Source organism: Halogranum roseipondis, from assembly GCF_059695585.1.
In genome coordinates this window covers 61,434-81,458 of sequence record NZ_JBUEED010000005.1, presented here as the reverse complement: position 1 = coordinate 81,458, position 20,025 = coordinate 61,434, and the positions used below count along the sequence as shown (strand labels likewise).

20 protein-coding genes are annotated in these 20,025 nt (G+C 57.6%); 10 read left to right on the top strand and 10 right to left on the bottom strand.

The genetic code is table 11. The features are described from left to right. Positions 1–342 precede the first annotated feature (342 nt). Positions 343–714 carry a winged helix-turn-helix domain-containing protein gene (locus tag EOHIBHHM_RS20605; RefSeq protein WP_497257817.1) on the top strand — a complete coding sequence of 124 codons (372 nt, stop codon included), beginning with the start codon at positions 343–345 and terminating at the stop codon, positions 712–714. Between the two features lie 142 nt (positions 715–856). On the opposite strand, the gene EOHIBHHM_RS20600 is transcribed toward EOHIBHHM_RS20605, so the two are convergent. Continuing rightward, the gene (locus tag EOHIBHHM_RS20600; RefSeq protein ID WP_497257815.1) at positions 857–1,243 is read right to left on the bottom strand and encodes a cupin domain-containing protein; all 387 of its coding nucleotides are present in this window, start codon (positions 1,241–1,243) and stop codon (positions 857–859) included. Between the two features lie 512 nt (positions 1,244–1,755). Between EOHIBHHM_RS20600 and EOHIBHHM_RS20595 the strand changes: the two genes are divergently transcribed. Genes EOHIBHHM_RS20595 through EOHIBHHM_RS20570 form a run of 6 tightly spaced genes read left to right on the top strand, consistent with a single transcriptional unit; the run spans position 1,756 to position 8,293 of the window. After that, positions 1,756–2,271: a plastocyanin/azurin family copper-binding protein gene (locus EOHIBHHM_RS20595; protein WP_497257813.1), complete on the top strand. Its 516-nt coding sequence runs from the start codon at positions 1,756–1,758 to the stop codon at positions 2,269–2,271. Further along, complete coding sequence (gene nosZ / locus EOHIBHHM_RS20590) at positions 2,272–4,269, top strand: TAT-dependent nitrous-oxide reductase (RefSeq protein WP_497257811.1); 1,998 nt, start codon at positions 2,272–2,274, stop codon at positions 4,267–4,269. A 3-nt stretch (positions 4,270–4,272) separates the two neighbouring features. After that, the gene (locus EOHIBHHM_RS20585; protein WP_497257809.1) at positions 4,273–5,031 is read left to right on the top strand and encodes a hypothetical protein; all 759 of its coding nucleotides are present in this window, start codon (positions 4,273–4,275) and stop codon (positions 5,029–5,031) included. Between the two features lie 8 nt (positions 5,032–5,039). Then, the gene (gene nosD, locus EOHIBHHM_RS20580) at positions 5,040–6,419 is read left to right on the top strand and encodes a nitrous oxide reductase family maturation protein NosD (RefSeq protein WP_497257807.1); all 1,380 of its coding nucleotides are present in this window, start codon (positions 5,040–5,042) and stop codon (positions 6,417–6,419) included. Next, a complete protein-coding gene (locus EOHIBHHM_RS20575; RefSeq protein ID WP_497257805.1) occupies positions 6,406–7,398 on the top strand; it encodes an ABC transporter ATP-binding protein in 993 nt (330 codons plus the stop codon). The genes nosD and EOHIBHHM_RS20575 overlap by 14 nt, the downstream gene beginning before the upstream one ends. Continuing rightward, positions 7,391–8,293 (top strand): ABC transporter permease, encoded by a 903-nt coding sequence (locus EOHIBHHM_RS20570; RefSeq protein WP_497257803.1) that lies wholly within the window; start codon positions 7,391–7,393, stop codon positions 8,291–8,293. Before EOHIBHHM_RS20575 ends, EOHIBHHM_RS20570 begins: the two co-directional genes overlap by 8 nt. 147 nt (positions 8,294–8,440) lie before the next feature. On the opposite strand, the gene EOHIBHHM_RS20565 is transcribed toward EOHIBHHM_RS20570, so the two are convergent. After that, positions 8,441–9,082, bottom strand: a complete 642-nt coding sequence (locus EOHIBHHM_RS20565; protein WP_497257801.1) for a helix-turn-helix domain-containing protein — start codon at positions 9,080–9,082, stop codon at positions 8,441–8,443. Positions 9,083–9,278: 196 nt separating this feature from the next. Between EOHIBHHM_RS20565 and EOHIBHHM_RS20560 the strand changes: the two genes are divergently transcribed. Next, the gene (locus EOHIBHHM_RS20560; RefSeq protein WP_497257799.1) at positions 9,279–11,564 is read left to right on the top strand and encodes a nitric-oxide reductase large subunit; all 2,286 of its coding nucleotides are present in this window, start codon (positions 9,279–9,281) and stop codon (positions 11,562–11,564) included. A 61-nt stretch (positions 11,565–11,625) separates the two neighbouring features. Here EOHIBHHM_RS20560 and EOHIBHHM_RS20555 read toward each other — a convergent pair whose 3' ends face one another. Beyond that, the gene (locus EOHIBHHM_RS20555; protein WP_497257797.1) at positions 11,626–12,750 is read right to left on the bottom strand and encodes a TIGR04053 family radical SAM/SPASM domain-containing protein; all 1,125 of its coding nucleotides are present in this window, start codon (positions 12,748–12,750) and stop codon (positions 11,626–11,628) included. A 209-nt stretch (positions 12,751–12,959) separates the two neighbouring features. Here EOHIBHHM_RS20555 and EOHIBHHM_RS20550 point away from each other — a divergent pair, with 209 nt between their 5' ends. Further along, positions 12,960–13,262 (top strand): DUF2249 domain-containing protein, encoded by a 303-nt coding sequence (locus EOHIBHHM_RS20550; RefSeq protein WP_497257795.1) that lies wholly within the window; start codon positions 12,960–12,962, stop codon positions 13,260–13,262. Between the two features lie 234 nt (positions 13,263–13,496). Beyond that, entirely contained in the window at positions 13,497–14,033 is a 537-nt protein-coding gene (locus tag EOHIBHHM_RS20545; RefSeq protein WP_497257793.1) for a DUF7998 family protein, read from the top strand. A gap of 421 nt (positions 14,034–14,454) precedes the next feature. Here EOHIBHHM_RS20545 and EOHIBHHM_RS20540 read toward each other — a convergent pair whose 3' ends face one another. From EOHIBHHM_RS20540 to EOHIBHHM_RS20510, 7 genes are all read right to left on the bottom strand, one after another. Beyond that, on the bottom strand, positions 14,455–15,813 hold the full coding sequence (locus EOHIBHHM_RS20540) for a hypothetical protein (protein WP_497257791.1): 1,359 nt from the start codon (positions 15,811–15,813) through the stop codon (positions 14,455–14,457). Between the two features lie 64 nt (positions 15,814–15,877). Continuing rightward, positions 15,878–16,009, bottom strand: coding sequence for a hypothetical protein (locus EOHIBHHM_RS20535; RefSeq protein WP_497257789.1), 132 nt, complete (start codon positions 16,007–16,009; stop codon positions 15,878–15,880). A 258-nt stretch (positions 16,010–16,267) separates the two neighbouring features. Next, positions 16,268–16,501 carry a DUF2249 domain-containing protein gene (locus EOHIBHHM_RS20530; protein WP_497257787.1) on the bottom strand — a complete coding sequence of 78 codons (234 nt, stop codon included), beginning with the start codon at positions 16,499–16,501 and terminating at the stop codon, positions 16,268–16,270. Positions 16,502–16,661: 160 nt separating this feature from the next. Next, positions 16,662–17,372, bottom strand: coding sequence for an iron-sulfur cluster repair di-iron protein (gene ric / locus EOHIBHHM_RS20525; protein ID WP_497257785.1), 711 nt, complete (start codon positions 17,370–17,372; stop codon positions 16,662–16,664). Between the two features lie 90 nt (positions 17,373–17,462). Next, positions 17,463–18,671, bottom strand: a complete 1,209-nt coding sequence (locus EOHIBHHM_RS20520; RefSeq protein ID WP_497257783.1) for a TIGR04347 family pseudo-SAM/SPASM protein — start codon at positions 18,669–18,671, stop codon at positions 17,463–17,465. Further along, positions 18,671–19,024 carry an Htur_1727 family rSAM-partnered candidate RiPP gene (locus EOHIBHHM_RS20515; protein WP_497257781.1) on the bottom strand — a complete coding sequence of 118 codons (354 nt, stop codon included), beginning with the start codon at positions 19,022–19,024 and terminating at the stop codon, positions 18,671–18,673. The genes EOHIBHHM_RS20520 and EOHIBHHM_RS20515 overlap by 1 nt, the downstream gene beginning before the upstream one ends. A gap of 477 nt (positions 19,025–19,501) precedes the next feature. Beyond that, complete coding sequence (locus EOHIBHHM_RS20510; RefSeq protein WP_497257779.1) at positions 19,502–19,720, bottom strand: hypothetical protein; 219 nt, start codon at positions 19,718–19,720, stop codon at positions 19,502–19,504. Positions 19,721–20,025: the final 305 nt, after the last annotated feature.

Sequence of the window (20,025 nt, the reverse complement as noted above, 5' to 3'; positions counted from 1 at the left end):
CACGGTGCCCGTGGTGAGCAACCCAACACGTTAGATACTCTTCGGGAGCCACCACTCGAATCGTGTTGTGAGATAGAAGTCTCTTGATGGTCGGTCACGGTGTAGAGAAACCAACTCTGCAGAGAATCCTAAATCTGTCAACAATACTGAGCCTTCGAAGATAGCAGACGGAAACAGGGTCCCCACTATCTCAGCAGAGATGATTAAACCGTGAGCGTACTAGCACTCGATTAGTCACTCGCAGAGCTACGAAAACCACTCATAATATACCCACGTGTGTTGTACTTCAAAATATGGACGCAACAGACGCACAAACCCGATCCATTGTGTGAACGAGCACCTATGTCATCGAATCCACTTTCCGAGGCGCTGGGACCAGATTTCCAGACGGTGCTCGGCGCGTTGGCCAACGAGCAGTGTCAGACCATACTCAAGAATCTCGACCGTCCGATGACCACCAGTGAAATTGCATCTACATGTGGGCTCCCTCAGTCGACGGTGTACCGCAAGCTTGAGCAGATGGTCGATGCCTGTCTCCTAGTCAAGCACAAAGAACGGAGTACGGAGACGAGGTACACGATCGGGTTCGACGAAGTAATCGTGAGATGTAACCCGAAGACCCTCGAATTGGAGGTCGTCCCGAAGCGACGTTCAGCATCGGAACAACTCTCGGAGCTGCAGTCGGACGTCACAGCACAAACCGAAAACGAGTGAACTACCCACCCTACGCGTCTGCTGATGCCGACTCTTTGGGATGATGTTCCCGTTTCGATAACGCGACTTGCACTGCCCGTGCCACCCGATTGAGTGAACGTGGTCAGCGTAGCGATCGCAGTCTCCGCAGGCCTAACGAGAGCTACTCGCTGGAAAGTGGCGGTTCGAACTCGCTTTCCGCCAACCCGCGGCGAACCGGCTCGTGTTCAGCATCAGTCGGTGGTGGCGTCGTAACTAGCAGCACCTCGAGTCTCGAATCCTCATCGGCTCGTATGCCGCGTTTTGTCTCCGCCGGGACAGCTACTACATCGCCGGAAGTGACGCGGTGGTCCGTCTCGCCTTCACGGACGAATCCACTGCCGGACCGAACGGAGACGATGAGATCACTTGACGGGGCATGAACAGGGATGAACTGCCCCGGTTCGAAGAAGCCACAGACGACTTTCATCCGGTCGGTCAGAAACGCCTCGTTGGCAGAGAATCGGTCCTTGTCGTACGTCCGTTCGGCACTAAAATCGATTCGTGGCATCCACTTGGTGTATTACGCAGACAGCTATTCAGGATTCTCCCGAACAGGTTCGGGCGGAACTGTCTGCAGCGGAGGTACTGTGCTATTAGTCACCGTAGTCGACGGCAACAGACTTCGAGGCGAGCACTCACGGCCACGAGTCACGGTTCGCGGCTCGAAACAGAACGTCTCAATCGGTTTCTGGTCACGGTAGCGGGGTGGAGTCGGTTCGTTATTCCGAGTACCGTGTTTCTCGTCTGCTGACGACTTGCTACGATGGTCGGTGTTACCACCGTCTCAAAGTAATCATCGGGCGATTCGGTTTCAAGATAGCCGAGAAAACTAAAGCGGCTCGAACGTCGTAATGAGAGTTCTGTATCGCCTTCCTACCGTTGTCGGATCCTGAGCCCCCGACCGTGAGGGTGGGACTGTAACCTGACTAAGTCCTCCGGCGAACATATTCGACCTGATTTCTGAGGTTAGGAATCGGCTCTACCATATAATTCTATCAGCGGGATAGGTGTGAATGTATGATGTCTCGGAAGAGTTCCAGACGTGACGTGTTGCAGCGCCTCGGTGCCACAGGTGTCGCAGTGACCAGTATTGGACTTGCCGGCTGTTCCTCGTCTTCGGCGAACACAAGTGAAAGCGCGTCGGACGGCGGTACCTCCGGTGGGACTGAAACCACCGAAGTGACGAGCGGCGGAGACAACGGAGCAGCTCAGACTGATACTGTGGGTATGACCGATGACCTCGGGTTCGACCCGAAGAAGATCCAAGTCCCGGTCGGAACGACGGTCACTTTCGAGAACACGAGTTCTATCGGGCATTCGGTGACCGCCTACGAAGACAAGATTCCTGACGGGGCGACGTACTTCGCAAGCGGTGGGTTCGACTCAGAACAGGCCGCCAAGGACGCGTATCCAGAGAAAGGAAATCTCGAAGCGGGCGAGTCCTACGAACACACCTTCGAGACGAAAGGGACGTACGAGTACTACTGCATCCCACACGAGATGAACGGGATGGTCGGTACAATCGAGGTCGTCTAAATGACCGATACTGCATCCAAAGCGACCGAGACTGACGACTCGGTCACCGAATACGAAGCGCAGCTCAACAAGGTGCTGGCCGACACTGGTGAAACAGCAGCGGGGGAAGACGAAGTCTCGCTCGAACTCCCGTCGCTCGGTCTGAGTCGGCGCAACTTCATGAAAGCAGGGGCGGCAGTCGGAACGATTGGGTCACTCGCCGGGTGTGCCGGCGTGATGAACACCGGTGGCTCCAGTGGCAGCACCGAGAATCAATCAGGTTCCGGTGACGTCCCCGACCACGTCGTCCCGCCGGGAGAACACGACGAGTACTACGGATTCTGGTCAGGGGGCCACTCTGGCGATATCCGTATCTACGGGCTCCCGTCGATGCGCGAGCTCACTCGGATCCCGGTCTTCAATCGGGAGCCAGCGAAGGGTTATGGCTTCGACAACCAGAGCAGCCAGATGCTCGAAGAGGCAGGCGGTTACACATGGGGAGACTCTCATCACCCAAGCCTCTCTGAGACCGGCGGCAAGTACAACGGACGATATCTCTACGTCAACGACAAGGCGAACGGGCGCGTCGCACGGGTGAACCTGAAGTACTTCGAAACCGACGCAATTACCGACATCCCGAACGTCCAGTCGGTCCACGGGTGCTGTATCCAGAGCCCCGACACCGACTACCTCTTCGCGAACAGCGAGTTCCGGACGCCGCTCCCGAACGACGGGCGCGACATCGACAACCCAGACAAGTACGTCTCGCTGTTCACCGCGCTCGATCCCGACTCGATGGAGGTTCTCTGGCAGGTTGAGGTAGACGGTAACCTCGACATTCTGGACACGGACAAAGACGGCAAGTGGGCGCTCGCGAGCGCCTACAACGACGAAGAGGGCGTCGAAATCGAGGAGATGACGAAGAACGACCGTGACTTCGTCAAGGCGTTCAACGTGCCGGCGATTCAGAATGCGGTCGATAACGGGAACTACCGCGAAGTCAACGGCATCCCTATCGTCGACGGAACGAAAGACAGTTCGCTGAACGAAGGCGACGAGCCGCTCGTTCGGTACATCCCGACGCCGAAGTCGCCACACTGTGTCGAAGTCACCCCGGACGGCAAGTACGGGATGGTCGCCGGGAAACTCTCGCCGACGGTATCCATCGTCGACATCGAGAAGCTCTCGACCGAACCCGACCCGTCGAAAGTCATCGTTGGACAGCCGAAAGTCGGACTCGGACCGCTGCACACGACCTACGACGACCGCGGCCACGCCTACACGTCGCTATTCATCGACTCGCAGGTCGTCAAGTGGGATATCGAGACGGCTATCAACTCGCCGAAGGAGTCCGAAGAGGCCATCCTCGGGAAGATAGACGTCCACTACAATCCCGGCCACATCCAGGCGGTCCAAGCGATGTCGACCGAGCCGACGGGTGACTGGCTGGTCGTCCTAAACAAGCTGTCGAAAGACCGCTTTCTTCCTGTTGGGCCGATCTACCCAGACAACGACCAGCTCATCTACATCGGCAACGACACGGACGACGAACAGGGTGGGATGGAACTCGTTTCGGACCACCCGGTGTATCCCGAGCCGCACGACGCGATTTTCGCGACGAAAGACAAGATAGAGCCGGCGGAGACGTGGGACAAAGCCGATTACGAGGGCGAAAAAGAGTACGTCACAGAGAGCAACTCGCGTGTCGACCGCGTCGACGACTCGACTGTCGAGGTGTACACGTCGGTTAAGCGGAGCGAGTACGGCCTGCGTGACTTCACGGTTAAAGAGGGCGACGAGGTGACGATAACCGCGACCAACATCGAAGGGAGTCAGGACATCGTCCACGGTCTTGTGGTACCCGAATACGACATTAACCTAGCGCTCGCACCACAGGACACCCGCGAGGTTACATTCACGGCCGACAAGCCGGGCGTGTACTGGGTCTACTGTACGTACTTCTGTAGTGCGCTCCACTTAGAGATGCGCTCACGAATGATCGTCGAGCCGAGAAGCTAAACCATGAGGTACCGACTGCCGAGTCTCGACGAGTTCACCCAGTTGCGCCGGGGGTTGCCGGTGTTAGCCACGCTTTTGTTAGTCGCTGCGGTGTGGCTCCCGATGTGGACGATAGAGGTCCACGCGGTTCAGTATCCGAACGAGATTTTACGTCTCAACCTCTTTGCGTACCCACACATCAGCGGCGACTACGTCGAGATGGCACGTCTCAACAAGTATATCGGATTCTACTACCCGGACCCGGTCTACTGGCAACCGAACTACGAAGTGGAGCCGGCGGCCGTCGACGTTCCCGAATGGTCTCTTGGACCGCTCGCGTTCGTGGCAGTCGCCAGTGCCGGTGCGTTCGTCGCGTTTGCACCCACTGTCGAGAAACTCAAGCGCGGTCTCACCTACCAGCTGGTTGGGTCGGTTACTGTGTTCACAGTGATGGTGGCCGACATCCAGTACCGACTCTACCAGACCGGCCACCAGCTTGACCCAGAGGCCCCCGTAATCGGTGTCGACCCGTTCACACCGCCGCTGGTGGGTAAATACGAAGTAGCGAACATCACCAGTCACTCTCGATTAGGTGCCGGTGCGTATCTGACTATCGTCGCCATCGGTCTCCTTGTCGTCGCGTACTACTACCGCGACAGTGAGGCGACGTTCAGAACCGTCTTAGACTCGGTTCGGCGTCGAATCGGATCCGACCCGACGCCTGCACTGGAGAACAGTGACGAGACAGAGCACGGAACGAACGCGAAATCCCACCACAGGTGAGTACGGATATGAGAATCTCGGTCAGTCGGCTGTTCGCTGTCGTCGCGACTGTCATCCTTGTAGCTGCAGGCTTTGGTGTTGCGACCACACCCAGTCATGTACAGGCCGACAGTACAATCCACTTCGAGCCCTCGGTCCCACAGGAGTATTCGTTTGACGGTCTGTCAACCCCCGGCCGCGCGACGGTCGACGAACAGACCTACACGTCACTTCAGGCGGCCGTCACCGCCGCTGACCCGGGCGATCGAATCCGCCTCGAAGGCGAGTTTAACGAGCACGCCGTGGTCAACACTTCAAACGTAACGCTCGTCGGGCAACCGGGGGTCCCCACCCGGATCAACGGGAACGGAACCGGAGACGTACTGACGCTCAATGGTGATGGTATCACGGTCCAGGGCGTCTGGGTTCACAACGGTGGCTACGACACCGCGGAAAACGACGCCGGTATCTGGGTCAACGGGTCGAACGCGACGATCCGCGATAGTCGGGTGACCGACGTCACGTTCGGCATCTGGCTTGACGGTGTCTCCGGTGTCCACATTGAGAACAACACCATCGTTGGACGCGACTCCGTCGAACCGCGATCGTTCCGTGGAAACGGGATTCAAGTCTGGAAGACTGATGACACGACCATCGTCGACAATCGAATCACGGACACACGAGACGGCATCTACTACTCGTGGGCGTCCAATGTGACTGCACAAAACAACACGCTGTGGGATCTGCGCTACGGCGTCCACTATATGTACTCCGACGACTCCACGCTCCTCGGCAACATCGCTTTCGTCAACGACGCGGGGTACGCGATCATGCTGTCGGAGCACATCCGAGTCGTCGACAACACCGCAGTGAATAACAGTGGCACGAGCGCACACGGTATCTTCCTCAAGCGAATCGACCACTCCGTCATCGACGGGAACGAGGTTGTCGGAAACGGAAACGGTCTGTACGTGTTCAACTCGGTCAACAACACTCTCACTGAAAACCTCGTGCTGGAAAATCGGGTCGGCGTCTACTTCACCGCCGGCAGTTCGAACTCGAACGTTTCTGAGAACAGCTTCATAAACAACGACGAACAGGTTCGGGCCCTCGTCGGTGAGCTCAAAGAGTGGAACGGGACTACGCGGGGGAACTACTGGTCTGACACCCGCGATTCTGACGTTGACGGTGACGGCGTCAACGACATCCGACATAGACCGGCGGGCCTCGTCGAACGGTTGACGTACGAACACCCACAGGCAACCGTCTTTGCATCGAGTCCCGCGTTCGACGCATTGCGACTAGCCGAGAGTTCGCTTCCTGTCATCAAGGTCCCTGGCATCGTCGACAACCACCCGCTCACCACCCCACCCCACGAACGATGGAGACGATATTATGAACGCGATTGAGGTTACCGACGTGAGCAAGGAGTACAGCGAAATAACGGCGCTTGACAGACTATCGCTCGCCGTTGAGTCGGGGACGACGTTTGGCCTTCTCGGCACAAATGGTGCCGGGAAGTCGACGTTGTTCAAACTCCTTGTCGGCCACATCCGGCCCGACGAAGGAACGGTGTCGGTTGCCGGAACCGACGTCTCAGCGGCCGGCCCAGAGCTCCGCAGTATTGTGGGGTATCTCCCCGAGCATGCCGGGTTTCCAGCGTCACTCACCGGTCGAGAAGTGCTCGAATTCTATGGACGAATACATGATATCTCAGAGTCGGCGAGTCGAATCACCGCCGTGCTCGGAGTGGTTGGCCTCTCGGACGCGGCGGACCGCCGTGTCGGCGGATACTCTAACGGGATGACCCGCCGGCTTGGGTTGGCCGCTGCGCTCCTCTCGCGGCCAAGAATCTTGCTGCTGGACGAACCGACTGCCGGGCTTGATCCGTGTGGCGTCGCCGACTTCCACCGCGTCATCGAACGTCTCGACGCACAGTCGAACCTCACCGTCGTCATCTCATCACACGTCCTCTCGGAGATCGAGTCGCTCTGTGAGCGCGTCGCCATCCTTCACGACGGCAAACTACAAGCAGACGGTAAAATCGACGAGTTGCGTCAGCAGGTTACGGATGATGCTCGAGTGCGCGTGCGCCTTGGAGACAGCGGGACCGTCGATCGTATCCAGACAGTCTTAGCCACTGTTGACGGGTCAATTCGCTCGACTGACCGCGACGGTGACGTCGTCTTCATCGACTGTACTCCGACAGATATTCCACAGTTATTGACAGAACTTGCAGAAGTAGCCCCTGTCGAGGGGTACGACGTCAGCGAACCCGGTCTCGAACGCGTCTTCGAGCAAGTGGTCTCAGAGGTCGGACAGCGAGACCAGTCGGGACAGAACATCCAGCATTTCGAGCGACCACGGGTGGTGAACGAACATGAGTGAGGATCGATCCGTTATATCCGTGGATAACCCCGACAGTGGTACTGCGGCTGTAATCGAGCGTTCGTCTGAGACGTCGGGATGGACTAGCTTCACGTTCACAGGGCGGACACTTACGATTGCCCAGTTGGAGTATCGCCTCTCGATGCGGAGTCGGTGGACGGTCGCACTCACGGCACTGTTTGGCTTCCTCTCGTTCATCGTCGTCGTATTCGGTGGGTCTGCGCCCGGGGTAGTTCGGGCTGACGCCATTGTCGTGAGCCTGGCTTCGCTGGCGACGTATCTCGTCCCACTCGCAGCGTTAGTCTACGGATTCGATACGATTGTCGGTGCAGAAGAGATCGGGTGGCTCGACATGGTGTTCGCGCTTCCTGTCTCCCGCAGCCGAGTCGTAGTTGGAACGTTCTTGGGACGTGCCGCATCGCTTGCCGGAGCGACAGCGATTGGGCTCGGTGTCAGCGGACTAGCTCTCTACCTTCGCGTCGATTCCGTTCCCTGGGGACTGTACGCGAACGTCCTGTTCGGTTCGGTCGCGCTCGGACTGGCGTTCCTCGCTCTCAGTATCCTCGTCTCCACCGTAGCCGCGGAGAAGACCCACGCACTCGGAATCGCACTCCTCGTGTGGGTCTGGTTGGTCTTCGGTCACGACCTTGCCGCACTCGGTTTCGTTGCAGCGTTCGACCTCTCGAACGAGGTACTCACAGGGCTGGTACTTGCAAATCCGATCGACATCTTCCGCGTATTCGTCCTCTCCGGTATCGATTCCACCGGGACTGGTATGGCAGCAGTCGTGTCAGAGACTGACTTATCGAAGCCGGTCCTCGTCATTAGTTCGATGGCGTGGATCGTCTTTCCCATTAGTGTCGCTGCGCGACTGATTCAAAGACGGAGCCTCTAATCTCACGATGACTACTCACTTTCTAGACCGCCCGATGAAGTAGGGTGCCTATCCAACTCTTCGAAGTAATCGAATGTGCGCAGAGACCAACATCCGTGGACGAGACGGGATGTAGCGAGGAAAAGCTAGAAGACCGAAATCCGCAGCTTACTCAATCGTGACGTTGTCGCGGGCGAAGTATGCTTTTATGATCTTCCCTTCCGCTCGATGGAGTTTCTCGCTCGTCGTTGACTTCGCCAACCCAATGAGATCTGCCAGCTCGGTAAGGGTGCAACATCGCGGCGTGTCGTAGTAACCCCTTTCGATTGCCGTTCCGACGAGTTCGTGCTGGTCGTCTGTCAAGAGGGTTTGCGTGTTGACCGACTGATGGATCGAGACGAGATCAAACGGAATACCGAACTGAGTGAGTGTATCTCCGAGCTCTGAGAGGTTCTCCCGTGAGGCGGTAACTTCGACGACAACTTCACTGTCGACGATGGTTATCGGTAGCTCAAGCGGAATACCGACCTCGCTAAGAGAGAGAATCAACAGCGGCTCTGTAGTCTCGAATTGGACTAACGCACGGTCCGATTGAACTTCGAGGAGAGTTACCGAAGTGACGGAGTCATACTCGTCCAACGATTCGATTACCTCCTCGACGTCCGGTGTTCGGATCTCGACGAGACCCACTCCTGTTTCCTCAGAGGGCATAGCCGCGAGAATCATGAACTCGGTGTTCGGATATCGGCGCGAAATATCAGAGATCCATATCTCTTCGGGAAGCGTTATCGAGAGGGTGGCTCGGGGCATCTCTATCAATCACCTATAGTCATTCGCGCACAAAAATAGTTGCGAACATGTTCGCACAACTGAGGTTGCCCCGGGACTGATCAGCGTGATCAGACCCGCGGGACTACACGCTCGGCCGTCGAATATATTCGGGCGTGATGACGCAACCTGGGAATCATCTCAGATAATCTAATACATGGATAACTGACCTCTATGTATGGAACTCACACGTAAGACCATCGCGAAGGCGATCGCTGTCGTCTTCATTTTCAACCTTGTCGTGATGGGTGCCGGTGCCTGGTTCGCCTACCAGGAAGCACCCCCAATCCCGGAGAGGGTCGTTGGACCCGACGGCGACGTCGTCGTCAGCGGTGACGAGATCAAAGACGGAAAGAAGGCGTTCCAGCAGGCCGGCCTGATGAACCACGGGTCGATACTTGGAAACGGTGCGTACTACGGGTCAGACTTCACTGCCAACGCACTCGAGTTGAAAGTTCAGTACATGCGGACTTACTACGCGCAGGAGCGCTACGGAAGCTCGTACGACGCACTCGGTTCGTCCGAGCAGGCGGCCGTCGCTGACATCGTGAAGACCGACCTCGACGAGAGGTACGAGGGCGGCCCAATTCGCTACTCTGCCGCTGAAGTCTACGCACACGAACAGATCCGCGAGGAGTACGTCGACCGGTACCACGAGGGCGACCATGAGCGCGGTGTCCCGGCCGGGATGATAGACTCCAAGGCCGATGCCGAGGACTTCGCGGACTTCGCCATGTGGACTGCGTGGTTCTCCCACACCGACCGGCCCGGCAGTAGTCACTCCTACACCAACGACTGGCCGTACAACCCCGGTGCCGGCAACGATGCGACGGCTGCCTCAATGACGTGGAGCGTCATCGCCATGGTGTTGCTCGTCGCCGGTGCCGGGCTCGGCATCTGGCTGTACAAGTCGGTCGAACTCCCCGAACCCTCCACCGAGGGTATCTCGGTGCCGGAGCCGGGTGACGTGAGTCTCTTCCCGAGTCAACGGGCAGCCCTCCGGTTCATTCCCGTCGCAGCAGGGATGTTCCTCGCGCAGGTGCTACTCGGTGGGTTACTCGCACACTTCTATATCGAGCGCGCTGGCTTCTTCGGCATCGAGACGTTATTCGGCGTCCACATCCTCCAACTCCTGCCGTTTTCGATAGCGAAGACGTGGCACATTGACCTCGGTATCCTGTGGATTGCGGCGACGTGGCTCGGTGCGGGACTGTTCCTCCCACCGCTTTTGACCGGCCACGAACCGAAGAATCAGTCGAAGTACGTCAACGTGCTTCTCGGTGCCATCGTCGTTGTCACTCTCGGTGGCCTCGGCGGCATCTGGTTGGGTGCCAACGGCTACATCGATGGAAGGCTCTGGTGGATTCTCGGGAACGAGGGCCTCGAGTACCTCGAAGTCGGGAAGCTCTGGCAGTTCGGTATCCTCGCCGGATTCGGTATCTGGGCGGGGCTGGCAGTGCGGGGACTCAAGCCGCTCCTCGACAGAGAGCCAGTCTACGGCCTCGCTCATATGATTCTGTATGCGGGTGGCTCGATCGCCCTGCTCTTCACTGCGGGATTCCTCTTCACCCCCGAGACGAACATCGCCGTGACAGAGTTCTGGCGCTGGTGGGTCGTCCACATGTGGGTCGAAGGCGCCTTCGAGTTCTTCATCGTCGCTATCGTCGGCCTGACGCTGGTATCGATGAACCTCCTCTCGCGTCGGAGTGCCGAGAAGGCCGTCATGCTCCAAGCGCTCCTCGTAATGGGGACGGGCGTCATCGGTGTCTCGCATCACTACTGGTGGATCGGCATGCCCGATATGTGGGTGCCCCTTGGGAGCGTCTTTTCGACGCTTGAACTCATCCCGTTAGTGTTCATCCTCTACGAGGCGCTCGGCCAATACCGGGCCATGAGCTCCGATGGAGAGTTCCCGTACCGACTACCGTTCATGTTCATCATTGCGAGCGGCGTCTGGAACTTCGTCGGTGCAGGCGTCCTCGGCTTCTTTATCAACCTCCCGCTGATCAATTACTATGAACACGGAACCTACCTCACCGTCGGTCATGCCCACGCTGCGATGTTCGGTGCCTTCGGGTTCCTCGCACTGGGGATGGTCACCTACATGCTTCAGATCGCTATCGACCCTGCCCGCTGGGACGGGTCGTGGCTCCGCGCCGCGTTCTGGTGTTGGAACGTCGGCCTCGTGTTGATGGTGTTCGTCTCCGTCCTCCCGGTCGGATTCCTCCAGCTCGAGGTTGCGTTCACCGAGGGCTACGACGCCGCGAGAAGTCTCGCGTTCTACAATCAACCACTGGTCCAGAATCTCTTTTGGGCCCGGCTCCCGGGCGACACGCTCATCATCGTCGGAACGGTCATCTACGCCGCTGACCTCCTTAGAAAACGGTTCGTCCTCCGCGAATCCGCTGACGACCCCAGCGTCGAAGATATGGCCGTCGCCGAGGGAATCTTGAGCGACGACTGACGACTCTCTACCGTCGAACTGTTTTATCGACCGTATCAGAGAAGAAATGAGAACGGTCGGTTCAGTCGCTCTGCACCCGTCCGGTCGGCATCGGTCCCTCGTAGTCGTCCGGAACATAGGCACACAGGGGGTCACTCGCGAGGGGATCTCCTGTGTGGGCGTACGCCCGTGACCGACTACCGCCACAGATCTGGCGGAACTCACACGCTCCACACTTTCCACGGAGGGCGTCCCGGTCACGGAGTGCTTGGAACAACCCGCTCTCTCGATACCCATCGATTAACCCGCCGTCTCGTACCGTTCCGGCGGATTCTGGAAGGAATCCCGACGGGTACAGTTCGCCAACGTGACTGACGAACGCGAACCCGTCGCCAGCGACAATGCCGTTGCGGCGTCCGATACCATCAGCCGCTGGTGCGTCGCTTGCGTCACGTCGTCGTTGCGCCGACACGCGGCGATAGAATGGTGCCTCGGTCGTCTTCACACCGAACAGTGCGTCATCGCTTCTGTCCGAGAGCCACTGCATGACTTTTTCAGCCCGCTCCGGTGTGATGGGGTCGAGAACGCGACCGCGACCCACTGGCACGAGGAAGAACACGGACCAAAGAACGGCGTCGAGTTCTGAGACGAGGTTGCAAAGTTCGGGGAGTTCGTCGACCGTCTGCGCACAGACAGTCGTGTTTATTTGGAGTGGCAGGCCGACATCGCGCGCCGCGTTCGCAGCGTCCACAGTCTGGGCAAAGGTCCCTGCCTCACCTCTGAACACGTCATGAGACTGGGCACTTGCACCGTCGATGCTCAGTGCGAGGCGTCTGATTCCAGCGTCTTTGAGTTCACCAACCGTCTCCGGCGTCAACGACGCTGTTCCGCTCGGCGTCAGCGTCATTCGCAAGCCGAGGTCCGTACCATACTCGACAAGTTCGACGAGGTCGGGTCTAGTCAGTGGGTCTCCGCCAGAGAGGACGACGAGTTGTCCCGGTCCGAACTCGCGAGCCTGCTCCAGCAGGCGCTTTCCCTCTCCAGTGGTCAGCTCGTCGGGATGGCGTTTCGGTTGCGCGTCAGCCCGGCAGTGAGTACAGGCGAGGTTACATGCCTGCGTCACTTCCCAGATGAGGACGAACGGGCGCTCGCTCGTGTCGATCGACGACGGGTCGGGTAGGTCGGACGCCTGCGGAGGTCGTTTCATCGGGCCCTCCGCGGCGGGGTGTCACACCGCTCACGACAGACTCCCAGACACAGTTGCCGTACCGCTGTACGGGGTTTAGACATGGTCACCTGAGTGATTCACCTTTGACGTAGGAGTACAGTATCCCGAATATATTCGGATTCGAACGCCCGAACAGGACGAACGTGTTCGGGATGAAATATCTACGAGTTCGGGATGACACCGTACATATGGACGTTGAACCGTACTTAGCCGAGGCGGATGTCCCGACAACCAAGGTAGTCGAATTCTTGGATGTCCGTGACCTCCCGCCACCGGAACCGCTCACCCAGACACTGAACCGACTTGCCACCCTCGACGACGGCTCAGTCTTCGTTCAGCTCAACGATCGGATCCCGCAGTTCCTCTTTCCGAAGCTCGACGACAGAGGGTTCGCCTATGAGACTGTGGAAACCGACGAAGGGACGCTCACCGCGATTTGGCGATCTGAAACGGAGTCTCACACCTCAGCAAACACCGAGGGGTCAGAGTGAGCGACTCCCTGTCGACTTATTCCACGAACGGTGCCGCCACTAGCCTGCCCGATCTCTCGTCAATGAGTACCGAGGTCGCTGGACATTGGTCATCCGCTTGTTCGCATCGAAGACGGGGGTGTACTACTCCGAATAGATTCGGAAGGAACGCGTCTGGTCGACAGTAGTAGGTGTACGAATGGCAGTGAACATGTCCGGGGGAATCCACAGGAGAACTCGCTGTGTAGGTATCCTATGGTCGGATTATCATCGCCGTTCGACGGCAGCGACACTGAGGAACTCTACGACAGGTACGACGAGTTCGTCCCGGAACACATTCCTAAGCCAGGCATGTTCCTCAACGGCCACCATGTCCTCACTGGCGACGAGCACGTCGCCTTCCACGAACGTACTCGCGACCTGTTCGAAGAGCGGGGCGTGTACGACATGACGTTCAATTATAACCTCGCACGGCTCAATCTCGACACGCGTCACGAGTCGGCGGGGTTCCGCTACGCCGAGGAGGCAGACGATTCGAACGTCCTCCGTGCGGAGTTCACGCCGACGACAGCGTTCTGCCCTCAGTCGCATACGCTCATCATCGGCGCATTCAGAGCGTGGAACGGGCTCTTGGATCGTCACAACTACAACCTGGTCCGTGTCCGTCTCTCGGAGGTCCACCACCAGCACGAGACGATCAACGATCGAATCGAAGCCATGGAAACAGACTTCGTCGAGACCGGCAAAATCGCACTACCATCTGAAGACGGAGGCGCCTCTCGTGAACGATGACGTGGACTCAGCAAGAGACGTGTTGTGATCTACCATATCCTACTCGCTCATGGCTGACGCCGTTCGCTCTTTCAATTGCGTGGGGCTGTGGGCCTGCAACAGAACAAAGTATGAATAGATGATGACGGCACTGTATCCCTGACCGACTACGCTATTCGAGTTGTGGTCTACGTTGTCCGTTGCGGACGATGCTTAGCACCTGCACTCAGCTAAAAACAACGAGAGCGTCACAAATCTCTCGAGCAGTGGTCGCTTCTCTAGGCAGACCACTGTGAGGAATCAGCTGTTGAGATATTGCTTATTGGCCATGAGAGCGCACAAGACGTCGGGTCAATTGTGGAAATGGCACGAACACAGATGAGGGCGGTTAGACGTAGTCGTTGAAGAAGAATGGAAGCCGAAAATGAGGGTAGATGCGGCCCTACTGCGTCTCTGACTCGCTCACGCGCTCTGTCGCGTCTGGTCCCAGTGCCGGTGCGATGACGCCGACGAGCGAATGTGGACTGTGTATACGGATGATCTGTAAAACATTACTGGCGAGGAAGACGACGCCCGCAAAGAGCAGCGTACTCCCCGTTCCGGTGACAGCCATCGGAAGCGTGAACACGGCCGACGCGACGATGAGTGTGGTTCCTGAGACCACCAACAGGAAGTCGATTCGAGCGATTTGATCGCTATAGAGCTCGTCTATCACCGGAACGGGTTCGAAGCCCAACCGATCACTATAGCGGTGGACCCAGACGATGAACGGAACAACGTGGTAGACTGTTCCAAAGACGACGAACCCAATGAAGCCGACGACGAGGAGATAGTACGCCGCTGGCGAACCGAGAAGCGCAGCGTGAGAGAGTGGATCTTCTATCCACACTGGAATCGTAAGAAGACTCCAAAGCGCGAGTGCGGAGGCGGCGACACCGTATCGGGTGAGCATTGGATTCCACGGAACGGACGTCTCCCAGAGTCGGCGTCCGAGCACGATACTGAATCCAAGGAGTGTCGACACGACTACGACGCCTCCGACCTGTGCAACGAGCGTTGAGCCGATGAGTCGTCCGCCCGCGAGCAGAACGACACCTACAGGGTAGCCGATCTCCTCGGCCCGCTGAAGCCAGATATCAATTCCGTGGAACTTCGTCTGGGTGAACATCGTCCCGAGCTGGTAGAGCGCACCCAGTATCGTCGTGACGACGGCACCGAAAACGGCAAGTGTCGCGTGCGCGGCAATGACGGACCCCCGCGTTACAGATAGTAGTGCGAAGAGCGGATAGACCAAATCGAGAGCGAGGAGGAACCCGAAACTCGTCAGGAGCAGAAAGAAACCAAGTGCAAGCCAAAAGTGGCGCTCCGTTACGTCGTACCCTGACGTCTTCCAGAGCGTCCGACTGATATTGTACACGAATATCCAGAAGCCGAGGAGCATTGCGCTGCCGAACACTGGGAGTAGGACGATGGCACCCGTCAGAAAACTGCTAGCGAACCCAACTACACCACCCGCGACCAGCCATAGTTGAACGGTGGAAAGTTGCCGAGAATGGAGTCTGACACCTGACCACACGGGGACGAACTGCGTCATCGCCCCCATGATAGTGACACAGACCCATCCCGCAAGAAGAAGGTGAACATGCGCAAGGGTTGCAGTACCGGGTACGACGTTGAACGCGATACCGACTGCGAGACCCAAGCCAAGCAGGAGCAATGCAAGTGAGACGACGAAGTGTCGAAGTGGAACGATCATCGGCGGTTGCCGGGAAGTATCGATGTCTCCTGGAACGACGCTCATGGTCGAACAGAGGGCTCAGGTCGTTGTACATTTACACCCAAACATGTTCGGAGCAAAATGGGCCCTACGGAGAACGGTTGCACTCGTGGGAATCGTAGAGTTCGACGATAGTCTGGATGGTGTCATCGCACACCCCATTATCGTCGAGGATGTCAAGCGTTTGGCCGAGGACGCCGTCGACGATAGAGACTGCCATCTGTGAGACTGTTGCTCGTTGTGCATCGGTGAGCGAATCGTTCGCTTCAAGTCGTCCGAACGCCCGTCGGAGTTCGCGTTGCTTCACGTGCCCCCCGTAGGTACGAATCGCGTGCTTAGCGTGTTTGGGGCTCGTCTCCTGCAAATCTTGTACCCCTGTTCCTTTACACACGTTGGTCACCTCGCTTGAGTTGCTTCTTCGTCACGCCGGCGATGAGGGCCAGCGAGCTTCTGTAGTGACCGGCGTTCCTCACCTCGTTCATTTTTTGGGGAACTTCGCGACGAACTCCGTCGGCGTTCGACGCTTGACAGCGTAATTGTCCGCGTCGAAACTCTCTTTCTCCGCTTGCATCTCGTAGAACAACGGTTTCGGCTCGTGATCGTTGACGAGAGTGAGCACCTCACCGCTGTCAAGTTCGTCGAAGGCGGCGTGGATCTTCGGATGTCGTTCTGCTGGTGGAATCTCACGGACGTCGAGTTTCGTATCTGCCATGCGATTCTGGTTTCCCTCCGCTGTGTTGAGGGTGTTATCCCGAATATGTTCAAGTGGGTGTCAAACGCGTGATAGCATCGTTTGGCGTCCAGCCATTCGGCCGTGAATTCTTTTCCGCCATCGGTGCATTCCGCGTCGCGAAAATGCTATCACTGGGTGTTTAGGATTCGACCCCAGCCTTCGATACGGCGGGAAACAAGACGTTGTTCTCTTTGTGGACGTGTAGGTGGGTCTCACGTTCCAACGATTTGAGGCGGTTGAGTAGACTCCGATAGCTCACACAGGCAGCGGACGGAACGGAATATCCGTCGGTCAACTCGGCGATACGTTCGAGACGGTCGGCTGTCTCCTGGTGGTCGTCTTCGAACCCCTCAAGTTCGCTCTCGATAGCCTCGGCTTCGACGTGTGAGAGTGGTGTTCCCCGTTCGAGTTTTCGGACAATTGGGAAGAGCTCTTCTTCCTCTTCTGTAATGTGTGTCTGCATCTCGTCGGCGAGCGCAACGAACTCACGTTCGACTTCTTGAAGCTCTGGATGGTCGTCGCCGTGTACCTCTGCGACCTTGTGGACGAGTGCCTTGAGTGAGGGGAGTTCGTCTCGTAATCGGTCGTGATGAGTCGCGACGATATGGTCGACGAGTTCGGACATTGAGTCCCAGTCGTCAGACCCGTCGTTCGTTTCAGTTTGTACCGATTCAAGTCGCTCGCGGACGTCTTCGACGCCGATTCCTGCTTCTTCACAGGCCGTTTCGAGTGGGATGTCACCCCCACAACAGTAATCAATTCCGACCTCTTCGAACACGTGTGCGAACGCAAGGGTCTCTTCGACCAGCGCACTCACTTGACGGTTGGGGGAGATTGTCGATCGTGTCATTATAATCACCGAGTCGATACCCTATCGTCGTCGGACGAGAAAAGTAGATGTTCACCCGAACAAGTTCGATAATACTGGTTGTTGATGATCTCAGTCACTACTTGCTTCGAGCGATGGGGCAATACCGACCTCGTCATCGTGGAGGTAACACTGCGGATCGGGTGCAAACGGATCATCATGGACGGCAAGCGCCCGAAGGCGAGAGCCACCGCGACAGACGTCTCGATACTGACACTCGGCACAACGACCAGTCAGATGGCTCGCTCGCTCGCGGAGCCGAGTTAAAATCGGGTTGGTCTCGTCGTCCCAGATGTCGCCGAACGACCTATCACGGACATTCCCGAGACTATACCCCTGCCAAAACTGCGTCATGTGGACGTTCCCTTGATAATCCACGTCGGCGATTCGTTCACCTGTTGGGTCGCCACCGTTCCGTTTGAGGTACTCGTACACGCGTCTTGCGGCGTCTTGGCCCTCGTGCTCGCGAGCGTACTCAACGAGGAACCCCGCGTCAGCGTAGTTCCCGACGAGAAGCGTCTCGATATCGTGGCCTCGGTCGTGGTACTCATAAGTCATATCGCAGAGTCGCCGGACTGCGTTTCGTTTTGCCTCCGGTGTGAGATCGACGTTCGAGATATCGGCCCCGCGACCGCCGTAGTCGAGGTGATAAAAACAAAACCGGTTGACTCCCTCTTCGTAGAGGAGGTCGACAACGTCTCTAAGGTCTGGTGCGTTTCGTTCAGTGATTGTGTACCGCAATCCGGTTTTGATACCCGCATCGAGGAATGCCCTGATTCCGCGGAGAGCGGCGTTGAACGCACCGTCCTTTCCACGGAAGTCGTCGTTCCGTTCCCGCAGACCATCGACCGAGATTCCCGCATACTGGAGACCAGCGGCGCGAAGCTCATGCGCTTTCTCCGGCGTGACGAGCGTACCGTTCGTCGAGAGAACTGGTCGAATACCGTGCTCAGCCGCGTACCCGACTAATTCCGTCAGGTCGTCACGAACGAGTGGTTCGCCGCCGGAGAACAGGACGACTGGGACGCCATATGACGCGAGATCGTCCAATAGTCGCTTTCCTTCATTCGTACTGAGTTCACCGTCTGCGGTCTCCGTATCTGCCGCCGCGTAGCAGTGTGCACAGTAGAGGTTACACTGTTTTGTGAGGTTCCAAACAACGACTGGACGACGCTGTTTCTCCTGCGTGATCTGCGGTTTGGACGTTTCGGTCGCAGCGTCATACCGGAGGCCGTCACCCTCGGCACCGACGTCACAGAGGAGTTTACTAACCGAGATCATCACTCGAAAGCGAAGTCTTCACCACTGGTTTCGATACGGACCGGTTCGGCGTCGTCGTCGAGGTCGTGCGTCGAGAATCGTACGACTTCGTCTGCAGGACAGAGCCAGACGTCGTCAGCGTACCACGCGAACAGTTTCGTGGCCTGCTCATAGGCGATTCCGAGGGATGGTGCGGTGACACTCCCTGTGTGTCGAAGTGGAGAGTCGTCTCCACCACGAACGAACACCTCCCACTCTGCGTCGACGGCGTCACGTGGCTTATTCCCGACACGAAAACGCTGTGGCCTTTCTCCCATACCTACGTCTGAGAGGTAGACGATAAACTCGATTCCCCCGATGATGTTCGGCGACACCAATTGATGCAGAACACGTCTGCCCTGATTAACTACAAAGTCTCTTTTTGTTCAGCCGATCAGACGCCGCGAGTTTGCGAGTTAGAGGACTCAATGTCGACTCTTTCGATACGGTCGATGTCCATCGAGACGTTCCGTAGGACCTCTTGGGTCATAATTGGGGGAATCCTGCACCACCGACACGTACCCGACAGTTGTATCCAGACCCCTCGGTCTTCGGTCGGTATTTCGTATCGCCGTTCGCCCACCGTGCACCGTGACCTGTGGGAGTTTCTCTCGGAGGAAAGTCACAACCTCGGTGACGAGTGACTCTCCGTCCGGTTCGACACCATCTCGGGTGTGCCAGGTATGCGCGCTCTCTTTCGCACGCAGATTCTAGTTGGTCGGACACGTGTGACACCGACGAGTCCGACGCACTCTGCGAATCGCGAGTCGACACTCTCTGATGGAGGTGCATTGGAGAATACGTCGCGGCCGTCACTTCGTAATTCGGAGGCCGGTGCCGGTCTCGTAGAGATATCCCTTCAACAGCAGCTGTTCGAGGAGTGCCTCGGCCTCGGAGTGCTCAACGTCGCCGGCACTGATCCAGTCGATCGCTGTGTCAGGTGGGAATGGCTCATCTGTTGCAACCGCCTGTTCGATCTGCTCGAAGGCTGTTTGTTGTGTTGGGGTCAGCCGGGTCGACGAATGCCGCATTGAGAGTACAGTGCGTCGCTGTGAAGGTGATTGTTGGGGTTGGGTGTCGGCTCACGAACTGCTGGAGACAGCGTTTGGGACGCCTACACCACCCTGAGAATCATTTCGGAGTTCTTTGTCGTCCTCGTGGGAGCAGTCGGTTGATTTTCGGGTCGCTTGTTTACGGTTGGGTGCTCGAACGTCGGCGTGATGACAATTAACCAACACCCCTCGACCTTGTTGGTTAATAGCTATCAGGCGGGTTGGTTGCAGGCGCTGCTCGTTTCGATCTCCAGCGTGTCACTCTCGGGTTACGGAGGTTATCC